Here is a 13,897-nt window from a genome sequence, read left to right on the forward strand (position 1 = left end):
CACCACCCATCCACGTCGATCGGTTCTGCGGACAGTGTAACCGCCGCAGCCCGGCAGGTGACGGATGTCCTCAGGCGGCCGGACGGAACCGCCGGAGGCGCAGGCTGTTGAGCACGACGAACACGCTCGAGAACGCCATCGCCGCGCCCGCGATCATCGGGTTGAGGAGCCCGAGCGCGGCGAGCGGGATCGCCGCGACGTTGTACGCGAACGCCCAGAAGAGGTTGCCTCGGATGATGCCAAGGGTCCGTCTCGACAGCCGGACCGCGTCGACGGCCGTGGCGAGCGACCCGGAGACGATGCTGAGGTCGGCGGCGCTCTTGGCCGCGTCGGTCCCCGTCCCCATGGCGACCCCGAGGTCGGCGGTCGCGATCGCGGCCGCGTCGTTCACCCCGTCGCCGATCATCGCGACGCGGTGACCGTCCGCCTGCAGGCGTTCGACGGCGGCGACCTTGTCCATCGGGCTCGCGTCGGCGATCACCTCGGTGATCCCGACCTCGGCCGCGACGCGGGCGGCGACGGCCGCGTTGTCACCGGTGAGCAGCACCGGAGTCATCCCGAGCGCCACGGCACGCTGGACGGCGGCCCGCGCCTCCGGCTTGACGGTGTCGGCAACCTCGACGATCCCGCGGACCTCGCCGTCCCAGGCGACGACCACGACGGTGCTCGCGCGTTCCGCTGCGGCCCTGAGCGCCGCCGTGGCCGCAGCTCCGGTTCGGAACCCCTGGTCCTCGGCGAAGGCGGGTCGTCCGACGAGGACGGTCCCTCCACGGACGGTCCCGGTGACCCCGAGGCCTTCGAAGCTCGCGAAGTCCGAAACCGTCGGAGGTGTTCCGCCACGACGTGCGGACTCCTCGACGATCGCCTCGGCGATGGGGTGCTCGGAGTCGGCTTCGAGCGCTGCGGCGAGGTCGAGCGCCGCGTCGGCGGTACCCTCCGCCCAGACCTCGGTCACGCTCATCCGCCCCGAGGTGATGGTCCCGGTCTTGTCGAGCAGGACACGGTCGATGCCGCTCGCGCGTTCGAGAGCCTCCGGTCCGGCGATCAGGATGCCGAGCTGCGCCCCTCGACCGGTGCCGACGAGGAGGGCGACCGGGGTGGCGAGGCCGAGCGCACACGGGCAGGCGATGATCAACACGGCGACGGCCGCGGTGAAGGCGGCCTGCACCGACGAGCCCGCGGCGATCCACACGATCGCGGTCGCGACCGCCGTGACGAGCACGATCGGCACGAACACACTGGAGATGCGGTCCGCGAGGCGTTGGATGCGACTCTTCCCGAGCTGAGCGGCCTCGACCGCTTGCGCCATGCGTGCGAGCCTCGTCCGGGTGCCGACGGCGGTGGCCCGCACCACGAGCGATCCGCCGCGCGCGATCGTCCCACCGGTGACCGGCGAACCCGCCGTCTTCTCCGCGGGGACCGACTCCCCCGTCATCAGGCTCTCGTCGACGCTCGCGGCGCCCTCGACGACCGTGCCGTCGGTCGCCACGGACTCCCCCGGCCGCACGAGGAAGAGGTCGCCGACGAGGAGGCGGTCGACGGGGACGCGCTCCTCCTGGCGGGTCGCCGCCATCAGGTCGCTCGGATCGGCGGCCCGCTCTCGGAGGATCGACACCTCGGAGGCTCCGGCCGTCATCAGCTCGCGGAGCGCCGCCCCGGCGCTGTGCTTCGATCGTTGCTCGATGAGGCGCCCGGCGAGGAGGAACACGGTGACGCCCGCGGCCACCTCGAGGTAGAGGGCACCGGAGGGGTCGGCGTCGGGGGCGAAGAAGGTGAACTCGTGGCGCATGCCGGTCATCCCGGCCATGCCAAAGAAGAGCGCCCAGAGCGACCACAGGTACGCCGCGCCCGTCCCGAGGGTGATGAGCGTGTCCATCGTCACCGAGCCGTGACGCAGCGTGGCGAACGTCGCGCGGTGGAACGGGTAGCCGCCCCAGAACACCACGGGCGTCGCCAGCGTGAGCGACAGCCACTGCCAGTGGTCGAACTGCCAGGCGGGGACCATGGCGAGCAGGATGACCGGGAGGGCGAGCACGGTGCTGACGACGAGTCGGGTGCGGAGGGTCGTCACCGTCGCCGAGGGGTCGGACTCGGACTCCGGTGTCGGGGCATCGTCGCGGTGTGCTCCGGAACGCTCGTCCGCGCCGGGACGCACCGTCGCCGTGTACCCGGCCTTCGCGACCGCCGCGACCAGCTTCTCCGCGGTGACGGCCGCCGGCGCCGTGACCGTCGCGCGCTCGGTCGCGAGGTTCACCTGCGCCTCGACGCCGTCGAGCGCCGTGAGCCGCTTCTCGACCCTCGCCACACAACTCGCGCACGTCATGCCCGCGATGTCGAGATCGAGGGTCTGCAGCGGCGCGCTCATCAGCGACGACCGACGAGGGTGTAGCCGGCCTCCTGGACGCCGGCACCGATGGCCGCCTCGTCGGACGAGGAGGTTCCGGCCACCGTGACGCTCCCCGCCTCGAGGTCCACGACGACCTCGTCCACGCCGGACAGCGCGGACAGCTCGGACGTGACAGCCGACACGCAGTGCGCGCAGGTCATGCCGTCGACCCGGTAGGTGGTGGTTGCGGTGGTTTCGGACATGCGTCCTCCTCAGTGACTCGGAGCCACCACTATACCCCCAGGGGGTACCTCCTGCAACCGTTCGACCGACCGCTCGCCGGGGTCAGCCGAGGAGGCCGAGCTCCCGCACCGCGGTCCGCTCCTCCTCGAGTTCCGCCACCGAGGCGTCGATGCGCTGCTGCCACACGGGCGCGATGTCGAGCCCCTCGACGACCTGCCAGCGACCGTCGACGGATCGCGCCGGAAACGAGCTGACCAAGCCCTCCGGCACGCCGTACCAGCCCTGCGACGGCAGGGCGACGGACGTCCAGCGATCCGGACGCTCCGGTGTCGCCGTGCCGCAGACCCAGTCGTGCACGTGGTCGATGGCGGCCGCCGCAGCCGAGGCGGCGGACGACGAGCCGCGGACGGCGATGATCTCCGCACCGCGCTTCGCCACCCGGGGGATGAACTCGTCCGCGATCCAGGCCTCGTCGACGAGGTCGAGCGCCGGGCGACCGCCGACCGTCGCATGGGAGAGGTCGGGCACCTGCGTCGCCGAGTGGTTCCCCCAGATGACGACGCCGTCGACGTCCGTCACCGGCGCGCCGGTCTTGGCCGCCAACTGCGCGACGGCGCGGTTGTGGTCGAGACGCGTCAGGGCGGTGAACCGTTCCGGCGGCACCCCGGTCGCGGCGGCCTGCGCGATGAGGGCGTTCGTGTTGGCCGGGTTCCCGACCACCAGCACCCGAACGTCATCGGCCGCGCCGGCGCCGATCGCGGCACCCTGCGGTGCGAAGATGCCGCCGTTCGCCGCCAGGAGATCGCCACGCTCCATCCCCGGGCCACGCGGCCGCGCGCCGACCAGCAGGGCGATGTTCGCACCGTCGAAGGCACGTGCCGCCTCCGTCGTCGCCTCGACGCCGGCGAGCAGGGGGAAGGCGCCGTCCTGCAATTCCAGGGCCGTGCCCTCGGCCGCGCCGAGACCCTGCGGGATCTCCAGCAGTCGCAGGAGCACCGGGCGGTCCGGCCCGAGCAGTTGGCCTGAGGCGATGCGGAAGAGGAGGGAGTAGCCGATCTGGCCGCCCGCTCCCGTGACGGTGACGACGGTGGGTTCGCTCATACCGCCACGCTACTCCGCGACCTCCGGTGCCGGCCTCGACGCCTGCAGCTCGGCCTCGGCGGAGTCGACGGCGTCGTGCTCCTCCGGCGAGACCGGGGAGACCCGGCTCTTCCGCTGGGCGGAACGCTCCGAGGGCAGCGCGACCGCCGCCTCGGTGATCCGGCTGGCCATCCCGTTGAAGATGATCCCGTGGAACGGGAGGATCGCGAACCAGTAGAGTCGGCCGCCGAGTCCCTTCGGGAAGAAGACCGCACGCTGCCGGTAGACCGAGCCGTCGCCGACCGGCGTCGCGCTCATCTCCAACCACGCCAGACCGGGCACCCGCATCTCGGCCCGCAGGCGCAGCATCCGACCGCGTTCGAGGTACTCGACGCGCCAGAAGTCGAGGGCGTCCCCCACACTCAGATGCTGCGGGTCGTCGCGGCCGCGACGGAGCCCGACGCCGCCGACGAGCTTGTCCATCCAGCCTCGGACCGCCCACGCCAGGGGGAACGAGTACCACCCGTTCTCGCCGCCGATGGACTCGATGACGGAGAAGAGCCGATCCGCGTCCGCGGACGTCTTGCGCTCCTTGAGGTCGATGTAGACGACGTGCCCCGCCCAGTCCGGGTCGCTCGGCAACGGGTCGCTCGGCGCGCCGGCGACCGTCGCGTTCCGCCAGGAGGTCTCCACCTCGCCGTCCTTCATCCGCTGCAACGCGAGTCGGACCGCCCGACGATAGCCGGTCAGCCCGCCCTCCGGCGGCGGGATCACCGCGTCGATGTCGTGGTCCCCCATGACGCAGTCGACCAGGAGGGATTCGATGATGGGTGACGCCAGACGACGCGGGATCGGCGTCACGAGGTTGACCCACTGCGAGGCCAACCACGGCGTGAGCACCGGCAACGGCGCGATGGGACGCTGCGGGAGACCGGCCTCCACCGCGTACCCGTTCATCATCTGGCCGTACCGCAGGACGTCCGGCCCGCCGATGTCGAACGCGCGGTTCACGTCGCGGTCGACCTCGGCGCCCGCCAACAGGTAGTGCAGGACGTCCCGGACCGCGATCGGCTGGATGAAGTTCCGGACCCAGCGGGGTGCCGGCATGTACGGGAGGATGTCGGTCAGATGCCGGATCATCTCGAACGAGGTCGATCCGGAACCGATGACCACACCGGCCTGCAGCACGAGCGTCGGCACACCGGATTCGAGGAGGATCCGCCCGACCTCGGTGCGGGAGCGCAGATGCTTCGAGAGCTCGACACCCTCCGGGTGCAGGCCACCCAGGTACACGATGCGTGAGACTCCGGCCGCCGCAGCCGCAGCCGCGACATGCTCGGCGGCATCGTATTCCGTCTGCTCGAAGTCGCCCTTCCCGCCCATCGAGTGCACGAGGTAGTAGACGACGTCGACGTCCACGCAGGCCGCCTTGACCGCGGCCGCGTCGCCGAGGTCACCCTCGACGACCTCCACGTCGTCCCGCCACGGCACGTCGGTCAGCTTCTGCGGCGAGCGCACGAGCACGCGCACCACGTACCCGGCCTCCAACAGGCGCGGGACGAGCCGCCCGCCGATGTAGCCGGTGGCACCCGTGACGAGCACGCGCTTCGGAGTCGATGATTCGGTCATGGACGCAACGTTACGGCCCCGCGACGACAGCGTCGCCCGGCTGTACAGCCGGGCGACGCTGTGCAAGAGCCACGCGGGCGCTCGTCGGGACTACAGGAGGGCCTTCGTGTGCCAGACGGTCTTCACCTCGGTGAAGGCCGTGATCCGATCGAGGCTCGCCGGGACGGACCCGGTGGCACCGCTCGGACGGACGACGCGCTTCAGCGTCTCCGCCGCGAGGACCACGAGCTCGATCCAGTCGAGTGCCCCTGCGCCCGCGAGGTCGATCGCGTTGACGTCGGCGTGCGAGGCGAGCCAGGGGGCCATCTCCGCGGGCGAACCCGTGAGCACGTTGACGACGCCACCGGGGACGTCGCTCGTCGCGAGCACCTCCGCCAGGCTGATCGACGACAGCGGGAACCGCTCGCTCGCGATGACGACGACCGTGTTGCCGGCGACCAGCGCCGGGGCGACGACGCTCACGAACCCGAGGAGCGACGACTCCTGCGGCGCGATCAGCGCGACGACACCCGTCGGTTCCGGCACCGAGAGGTTGAAGTACGGACCCGAGACGGGGTTCGCTCCCCCGACGACCTGGACGTACTTGTCGGCCCACCCCGCGTACCAGACCCAGAGGTCGATGGCCTCGTCGACCTGGGCCGCGGCGGACGCCGGCGACACGCCCTCTGCGCGGACGATCTCGTCCACGAACTGGGCGCGACGCCCCTCGAGCAGCTCGGCGATGCGGTAGAGCACCTGGCCGCGGTTGTACGCGGTCGCACCGGACCATCCGCCGAGCGCCGAGCGGGCGGCGACGACCGCGTCGCGGGCGTCCTTGCGCGAGGCCAATGACGCGTTCGCCAGGAACCCGCCGGTCGAGTCGGTCACCTCGTACGTCCTTCCGGATTCGCTGCGGGGGAACTTGCCGCCGATGGCGAGCTTGTAGGTCTTGGGGACGGTGAGCCGGCTCATCGCTGCTCCTCCTTCGTGGTGCTCGTGGGCGATGCGGAGGCTGCGGTGACGCTCGATCCGGCGGGCGCGAGGTACGCGCCGAGGCCGTGTCGTCCGCCTTCGCGGCCGTACCCGGACTCCTGGTAGCCGCCGAAGGGGCTGGCCGGGTCGAAGCGGTTGAAGGTGTTCGCCCAGATGACACCGGCGCGCAGCTTGTCGGCCACGGCGAGGATCCGGCTGCCCTTGTCGCTCCAGATGCCCGCCGACAGTCCGTACGGGGTGTTGTTCGCCTTGGCGATCGCCTCGGCGGGGGTCCGGAAGGACATGACCGACAGGACCGGCCCGAAGATCTCCTCGCGCGCGATCCGATGGCTGGTCGACACGTTCGTGAAGATCGTCGGCGCGAACCAGAAGCCGTTCTCGGGCAGCTCGCACGCCGGGCTCCAGCGCTCCGCACCCTCGAGTTCGCCGATGTCGGAGAGCTCGCGGATGCGGGCCAGCTGCTCGGCCGAGTTGATCGCACCGACGTCGGTGTTCTTGTCGAGCGGGTCGCCGACGCGCAGCGTCTGCAGGCGATGCTTCAAGCGGTCGACGACCTCGTCGTGGATGCTCTCCTGGACGAGGAGCCGCGACCCCGCGCAGCAGACGTGCCCCTGGTTGAAGAAGATGCCGTTGACGATGCCTTCGATCGCCTGGTCGATGGGCGCGTCGTCGAAGACGATGTTCGCGGCCTTGCCACCGAGCTCGAGCGTCAGCCGCTTGTCCGAACCCGCGATGGTCTTCGCGATCTCCCGGCCGACGGCCGTCGACCCGGTGAACGCGACCTTGTTGACGTCCGGGTGCCGGACGATCGCCGCGCCCGTCGCTCCGGCGCCGGTGACGATGTTGACGACACCCGCGGGGAGTTCCGCCTGCTGGAGGATCTCGGCGAAGATGAGCGCGGTCAGCGGCGTGGTCTCCGCCGGCTTGATGACGACGGTGTTCCCTGCGGCGAGCGCCGGGGCGACCTTCCAAGCGAGCATGAGGAGGGGGAAGTTCCACGGGATGACCTGGCCGGCCACACCCAGGGCGCGGGGGTTCGCGCCGAGACCGGCGTAGTCGAGCTTGTCGGCCCACCCCGCGTAGTAGAAGAACCAGGCGGCGACGAGCGGGACGTCCACATCGCGGGACTCCTTGATGGGCTTGCCGTTGTCGAGGCTCTCGGCGACCGCCAGTTCACGGGCGCGTTCCTGGACGAGCCGTGCGATCCGGAAGAGGTACTTGCCGCGATCGGCGCCCGACAGCTTCGACCACACGCGGTCGTAGGCGCGTCGTGCCGCGACGACGGCGCGGTCGACGTCGGCGTCGCTCGCGGCGGAGATCGTCGCGATCGGCTGCTCGGTGCTCGGCGAGATCGTCTGGAAGGAGCCGCCGGTCCCCTCCGTGAACTCGCCGTCGATGAAGAGGCCGTACTCGGAACGGAGGTGGAGGACCGAGGTCGACTCCGGGGCTGGTGCGTATTCGAGGAAGCTCATGATGTCCTAGTCGATCGTGACGTAGTCGGGGCCGGAGTAGTGGCCGGTGGTGAGTTTCTGCCGCTGCAGGAGCACGTCGTTGAGGAGGCTCGAGGCGCCGAAGCGGAAGAGGTGCGGCTGGAGCCAGTCCTCACCGACCGTCTCGGCGACGGTCACGAGGTACTTGATGGCGTCCTTCGACGAGCGGATGCCTCCGGCGGGCTTCACGCCGATCTGCTCGCCCGTGAGGCGGTGCCAGTCGCGGACGACCTCGAGCATGAGCAACGTCACCGGGAGGGTGGCGGCCGGCGCCACCTTCCCGGTGGAGGTCTTGATGAAGTCGCCACCGGCCAGGATCGCGAGCCATGACGCGCGCTTCACGTTGTCGTAGGTGTTCAGCTCACCCGTCTCGAGGATGACCTTGAGGTGCGCCGAGGTCCCGTCGCTCCGACGGCAGGCCTCCTTGACGGCGACGATCTCGTCGAAGACCTGACCGTACCGACCCGAGAGGAAGGCACCGCGGTCGATGACCATGTCGATCTCGTCCGCCCCGGCGTCGACGGCGTCGGCCGTGTCGGCGAGCTTCACGGCGAGCGAGGCACGGCCGCTCGGGAACGCGGTGGCGACCGCCGCGACGTTGATGCCCGCCGCGTCGTGCCCTGCACCGGGCTGCGTGTGCGCCGCCCCGAGCGCCTCGACGGCGTAGGGCACCATGTCGCCGTAGACGCACACGGCGGCCACGCGAGGCGTGGACGGGTCGCCGGCGTCCGGCGTGATGGCCTTCGCGACGAGGGAGCGCACCTTGCCGGGGGTGTCGGCACCCTCGAGCGTGGTGAGGTCGATGAGCTCGATGATCCGGTCGAGGGCCCAGGCCTTCGAGGTCGTCTTGATCGATCGGCTGCCGAGGTCGGCCGCCCGCTGTTCGAGCCCGACGGCGTCGACGCCGGGCAGGCCGTCGAGGTAGCGTCTGAGGCTGGCGTCGGTGACGGGGCCGTCGACGAGTTCGAGCGCCGTGGGCTTCGCCACGAGGTCTCCTGGTGGGGTGGTCATGGTGTGTTCCTTCCGAGCAGTTCGTGCTCCGGGGTGTGCTGCTGAACAGGTGATGGTTCGAGATCGCTGAGCAGCGCCGTCGCGGTCACCTCGTCCGTGACGAGCACGGTGCAGAGTCCGCTGCTCACGACGGCCCGAGCGACGGCGTGCTTCGGTGCGCCCGCGATGACCGCGATGCTGCGCGCGGCCCCTCGCAGGGCCTCCAGCCCGAGACCGACCGTGCGCTCGTCGAGCGTCGGGTCGACGATCATGCCCTCGGCGTCGATGTACCGCCCGACGACGTCGCCGACGGCACCACGCGCGACGAGGACGTCGACATCGGCGGCTGTGAGGTAGCCGCTGTGCACGAGGGCTGAGTCGGGACCGGCGACGCCGGCGCCGTAGAGGTAGGTGTCCGCGGCCGCCGCCGTGCGAAGGACCTCCGCGACGGTGCGGTCGGACTCGATGCTGAGTTTGGTCTCGAGACGCTCGAAGATCGCCGGGCTGGGGAGCAGGGTGACGTCGCCGCGACCTTTCTCCGCGATCCTGGCCGCCGTCGCCGCAGCGGTGCCGACACGCTGGTTGAGACTCACGCCGCCGTTGATCTGCACGACGGACAGGCCGGTCGCCCAGCCGTCCGGCAGATGGTCGGCGAGGTCGCGGAGGGTCCTGCCCCAGCTCACGCCGAGCGTCCGCGGCACGGGCCGCATGGCACCGAGGTAGTCCGCCGCGGCGCGCGCCACGCGCTCGTGGAGCTCCGCACTGTCGCTCGGGCTCGGGACGACGACCGCGTCGACGAGTCCGAACCGCTCGCGGAGCGCCCGCTCGAGCGGGAGACGGCGCGCACGCGGGTGCACGATCTCGATGCGGATGTAGCCGAGTTCTCGGGCCTGGGCGAGGAGCCGGCCGACCTTCCACCGGGTGATCCCGAGCAGGGCGCCGATCTCGTCCTGGGTCTTCGTCTCGTCGTAGTACAGCTCCGCGGCACGCACCGCGAGCAGTTCATCGCGTTCGATCACCTCGGGCCTCCTCCGACTCCCCCAGCCTAGGACGGCTCACCGGGTCGGACAACGACCGTTGGTCGTTCTGCTCAGATGAGCAGGCCGTGACGCGCATCCGCGCATCGGGTACCGCGACTGCGAGCGCTCAGGCTCGCCCATGTCCCCGGGCGGCGAGGTCGGCCTCGATCGTCGTGGGGCGTCCCGTGATCCGACCCGCGACGGCGCAGAGGGCACCCGTGGCCAGCAACAGGACGAGCGGCACGGTCCACGACCCGGTCACCGCATGGAGCAGGCTCACGACCAGCGGGCCCAGGGCACCGAGGGTGTAGCCGACGCTCTGGACGAATCCGCTCAGGGCGACAGCGCCGTCGTGACTCGCGGTCCGGAGGTTGATGAGGACCAGGGCGAGCGGGAACAGCAGGGGGCCGAGCCCCGCGAGCAGGACCCACAACCAGGTCAGGGTCGCCGGCCAGAGGAGCAAGCCGAGATAGCCGAGCACGAAACAGGCGCTCGCGACGTACACGAGGACCGCCACGTTCCGCAGCCGGGCGACGAGCATCGGGACGATGAGACTCGCCGGCACCCCCATCGCGGAGAAGAGCGAGAGCAGGAGACCGCCCTGCGCGGGCGTGACCCCCGCCACGTCGGTGACGATGGTGGGCAACCAGGTGAACATCGCGTAGGCGTTCAGCGACGAGGTGGCGAACACGGCGGCGATCGCCCAGGCGATCGGCGACCGGTGCACGAGGACCCGGCCGCGCGACTCCTCGATCTCCGGGTCGGTCGCGGCCTCGGCGCGGGCGTCCCGACGCTCCCTGACGATGAGCCCGATCCAGGGCACCACGGCCAGCATCGCGACGATGGACCACACGCCGAGCGACACGTGCCAACCCGCCGCCTCGGCCACCGGCACGGCGACGAGCGGCGGCAGGAAGGTGCTCACCGACAGGACCGTCGCGTAGAGCGAGGTCACGAGGCCGACCCGGTCGGGGAAGTACTTCTTGACGAGCGGCGGGAGCACGACGTTTCCGATGCCGATGCCGGCGAAACAGAGCGCACTGCCGATCGCGAGGACGGCGAAGTGTGGCGCGAGGGATCGCACCAGGTGCCCGACCACGATCGACCCGAGCGCGATCAGCAGCACGGGCTCCAGGTGCAGCCGACGCACGAGGCGCGGCGTGAAGACGCCGAACAGGGCGAAGCACAGCGGCGGGAGCATGCCGAGCAGCCCCAGGCCGACCGAGCCGACACCGATGTCGCCGTCGATCTCGGCGAAGATCGGGGACAGTGACGTGACGGCCGTCCGCAGGTTCGCCGCGACGAGCACGATGCCGACGAGCGCCAGGACCCTTCCCCGCCAGAGGGGACGCGGCCCCACTAGGACAGCATCCGGCGTGCGCGCTCGACGTCGTCGGTCATCTGGACGATCAGGGGCTCGATCCCGGTGAACGCGACCATGCCGCGGATCCGCTCCACGAACTGCACCTCGACCTCGTCGTCGTACAGGTCGAGGTCCGTCTCGTCGAGCACGTAGGCCTCGACCTGCTTCTGCGGCACCCCGTCGAAGGTCGGGTTGTTCCCGACGGAGATCGCTGCCGGGTAGTACCGACCGCGCCAGCGCAGCCAGCCGGCGTAGACCCCATCGGCGGGGATGAGCCCCTGGGAGTCGGGAGACAGGTTGGCGGTCGGGAACCCGAGTTCACGGCCACGCTTCGCGCCGTGCACCACGATGCCGCGCACCTCCGGCGGACGACCGAGGAGCCGCGAAGCCTCACGGACGTCGCCCTCCTCCAGCAGTTCCCGGATCCAGGTGGACGACACGCGGCGGCCACCCTCCGGACGCACGTCGTCGACGACGTGCACCGAGAAGCCGTAGACCTCACCGAAGGACTCCAGGGTGGCGACGGTGCCGAGGCCCCGGTGCCCGAAGCGGAAGTCCTCGCCGACCAGCACCGTCTTCGCATGCAGCGCGCCGACGAGGATCGACGTGACGAACTCCTCGGGCGTCAACTGGGCGAGGGTCTGGTCGAAGCGGAGCAGCAGGGCGGCATCGACGCCCGCGGACGCCAACAGTCCGAGCTTCTGCTCGTTGCTGACGAGTGAGGCCGGGCAGCGGTCGGGGTTGATGAGACTCAACGGGTTGCGATCGAAGGTGACCGCGACCGAGTCGAGCCCGTCGGCTGCGGCCGCGTCGAGCAAGGCCGCGATGACGGCGCGATGGCCGCTGTGGACGCCGTCGAACTTGCCGATGGTGACGGCTGAGGGCCCGAAGCCGTCTGGGACCTGGTCGAGCTCGGTGAAGGTGATCATTTCGTGGAGCGCCGATGTCCGGCCAGCCACCACAGTCCGAGGACCGGGAGGACGAGCGGGATGAAGACGTACCCGCGACCGAAGACGGACCACACGGTGTCGTGGGGGAAGAGTTCCGGATCGAACAGGCTCAGCAAGCCGACGATCAACACCCCGGCGAGTTCGAATGAGATCGTGCCCCAGGCGATCCGTCGCCACGCCGCCCCTGGGGCCACGAGCGACGCGGTGGCCAGGATGTACACCACGGCCGCGACGGCGGAGAGCACGTAGGCCAGCGGTGCTTCGTCGAACTTGGTCGTGATCTGCACCACCGAGCGACCCGTGGCGGCCAGCGCGAGGATCCCGTAGACGGCGACGAGCACGACCCCGACACCACGGACGCGTGGACGGGACGGAGCGGTGGTGGGGAGAGCCATGACCCATCGATTCTATGTGATCCGGACCGGCGGCCCGGCCCTTCGGAGCCTCGACGGCGGCGCGGACCGCTCAGGCGAGTTGCACGCTCCAGATCTGCTCCATGCGGTACAGCATCACGGCGACGGCGAGACACACGACCCCGAGGACGACCGTCGACCACCGACCCCGCTCGACGAGTGCCCAGAACCCCCCGGCGATCGGCAGGATCATGGCTGAGATGAGATAGGTGAAGAACTCGGGCACGCTTCCGGTGGCCGTGTTCCCGAAGGCCGGCGCGGCGATGGAGACGACGAGCTGCGCGACGAGGAGCAGCTCGACGAGGGCCGTGGCCCCCATGGTCAGGTCGCTCGGCGGACGACCGATCAGCCCGAACACGACGCAGAGGAGCCCGGCCACGACGGCGACCCCGATCTGGACGACGGTGAACCACTCGATCATGCCGGCTCCTCGGCGGGGAAGTTCACGATCGACTTCAGGGAGCCACCGCGCCGTTCGACGAGCCCCACCAACCGGCCGTCGGGCGCGATGGCCGCGATCGGGCCGGAGTGCCCGGCCGGCAGCTCGCGGTCGAGACGCTTCCCGTGGCCGAGGTCGACGGACTCCTGCTCCGTCAGCTCGAGCGCGCCGAACAGCTGCCGGGCGACGTCGGCGGGGCGCAGGAGCGCGCGCTCGACGTCGAGCTCGTCGATGGTCGAGGCCGCATGGACGTCGAACGGTCCGATCCTCGTCCGACGCAGGGCGGTCAGATGCCCGCCGACGCCGAGCGACGCACCGAGGTCGCGGGCGAGCGCGCGGATGTACGTGCCGGACGAGCAGACCACCCGGACGTCGACGTCGACGACCGTGCCCGTTCGGCGGATGTCCGACACGTCGAAGGCACTCACCGTCACCGCGCGCGACTTCAGCTCGACCTCGATCCCCTGACGGGCCAGGGCGTACGCCCGCTTCCCACCGACCTTGATGGCGCTCACCGTGCTCGGAACCTGCTCGATGTCGCCCGTCAGCGGACGGATCGCCGCGATGATCGCCGCGTCGTCGACGGCTGCCACCGCGCCCCGGTCGGCGCGCTCGGTGACCTCACCCTCGGCGTCGTCGGTGGAGGTGGCCTCGCCGAGCCGGATGGTCGCCGTGTACTCCTTGTCGAGACCGACGATGAAGGTCAGCAGTCGCGTCGACGATCGGATACCGAGGACGAGCAGTCCGGTGGCCATCGGGTCGAGCGTGCCGGCGTGGCCCACCTTGCGCGTGCCCGCGAGGCGCCGGACCCGCGCGACCGCATCGTGCGAGGTGTGCCCCTGCGGTTTGTCGATGAGGAGGACACCGGGCTGCGCAGCCGCGGATCCGGGTGCTGCTGCGTTGTTCTCGACCACGTTGCAACGCTACCAGCGGCCGTCGGCGCCCACGGCCGAGCGCCGAGCCGAGCGGCCCTGGGCCGAGCC

13 protein-coding genes are annotated in these 13,897 nt (G+C 70.9%); all 13 read right to left on the minus strand.

The genetic code is table 11. The features are described from left to right. Window positions 1-70: 70 nt before the first annotated feature. Window positions 71-2,365, minus strand: coding sequence for a cation-translocating P-type ATPase (locus tag ASF68_RS13800; protein WP_056012284.1), 2,295 nt, complete (start codon window positions 2,363-2,365; stop codon window positions 71-73). Further along, on the minus strand, window positions 2,365-2,589 hold the full coding sequence (locus ASF68_RS13805) for a heavy-metal-associated domain-containing protein (protein ID WP_056012287.1): 225 nt from the start codon (window positions 2,587-2,589) through the stop codon (window positions 2,365-2,367). Before ASF68_RS13805 ends, ASF68_RS13800 begins: the two co-directional genes overlap by 1 nt. Window positions 2,590-2,671: 82 nt before the next feature. Continuing rightward, window positions 2,672-3,670, minus strand: a complete 999-nt coding sequence (locus ASF68_RS13810; protein WP_056012289.1) for a malate dehydrogenase — start codon at window positions 3,668-3,670, stop codon at window positions 2,672-2,674. Between the two features lie 9 nt (window positions 3,671-3,679). Continuing rightward, window positions 3,680-5,278: an SDR family oxidoreductase gene (locus ASF68_RS13815; protein WP_082498686.1), complete on the minus strand. Its 1,599-nt coding sequence runs from the start codon at window positions 5,276-5,278 to the stop codon at window positions 3,680-3,682. Window positions 5,279-5,368: 90 nt separating this feature from the next. Next, the gene (locus tag ASF68_RS13820; RefSeq protein ID WP_056012291.1) at window positions 5,369-6,229 is read right to left on the minus strand and encodes an aldehyde dehydrogenase; all 861 of its coding nucleotides are present in this window, start codon (window positions 6,227-6,229) and stop codon (window positions 5,369-5,371) included. Beyond that, window positions 6,226-7,722 carry an aldehyde dehydrogenase family protein gene (locus ASF68_RS13825; protein WP_056012294.1) on the minus strand — a complete coding sequence of 499 codons (1,497 nt, stop codon included), beginning with the start codon at window positions 7,720-7,722 and terminating at the stop codon, window positions 6,226-6,228. Before ASF68_RS13825 ends, ASF68_RS13820 begins: the two co-directional genes overlap by 4 nt. 6 nt (window positions 7,723-7,728) lie before the next feature. Continuing rightward, window positions 7,729-8,751, minus strand: coding sequence for a deoxyribose-phosphate aldolase (deoC, locus tag ASF68_RS13830; protein WP_056012296.1), 1,023 nt, complete (start codon window positions 8,749-8,751; stop codon window positions 7,729-7,731). After that, window positions 8,748-9,749 (minus strand): sugar-binding transcriptional regulator, encoded by a 1,002-nt coding sequence (locus tag ASF68_RS13835; RefSeq protein WP_082456159.1) that lies wholly within the window; start codon window positions 9,747-9,749, stop codon window positions 8,748-8,750. Before ASF68_RS13835 ends, deoC begins: the two co-directional genes overlap by 4 nt. A 127-nt stretch (window positions 9,750-9,876) precedes the next feature. Beyond that, window positions 9,877-11,109, minus strand: coding sequence for a CynX/NimT family MFS transporter (locus ASF68_RS13840; RefSeq protein ID WP_056012297.1), 1,233 nt, complete (start codon window positions 11,107-11,109; stop codon window positions 9,877-9,879). After that, on the minus strand, window positions 11,109-12,041 hold the full coding sequence (locus tag ASF68_RS13845) for a bifunctional riboflavin kinase/FAD synthetase (protein WP_056012299.1): 933 nt from the start codon (window positions 12,039-12,041) through the stop codon (window positions 11,109-11,111). Before ASF68_RS13845 ends, ASF68_RS13840 begins: the two co-directional genes overlap by 1 nt. After that, window positions 12,038-12,457: a hypothetical protein gene (locus ASF68_RS13850; RefSeq protein ID WP_056012302.1), complete on the minus strand. Its 420-nt coding sequence runs from the start codon at window positions 12,455-12,457 to the stop codon at window positions 12,038-12,040. The genes ASF68_RS13845 and ASF68_RS13850 overlap by 4 nt, the downstream gene beginning before the upstream one ends. A gap of 70 nt (window positions 12,458-12,527) precedes the next feature. Next, window positions 12,528-12,896 (minus strand): hypothetical protein, encoded by a 369-nt coding sequence (locus ASF68_RS13855; protein ID WP_056012305.1) that lies wholly within the window; start codon window positions 12,894-12,896, stop codon window positions 12,528-12,530. Next, window positions 12,893-13,828 (minus strand): tRNA pseudouridine(55) synthase TruB, encoded by a 936-nt coding sequence (truB, locus tag ASF68_RS13860; RefSeq protein WP_056012308.1) that lies wholly within the window; start codon window positions 13,826-13,828, stop codon window positions 12,893-12,895. The genes ASF68_RS13855 and truB overlap by 4 nt, the downstream gene beginning before the upstream one ends. Between the last annotated feature and the right edge of the window lie 69 nt (window positions 13,829-13,897).

The sequence above is a fragment of the Plantibacter sp. Leaf314 genome, assembly GCF_001423185.1.
Lineage (GTDB): Bacteria > Actinomycetota > Actinomycetes > Actinomycetales > Microbacteriaceae > Plantibacter.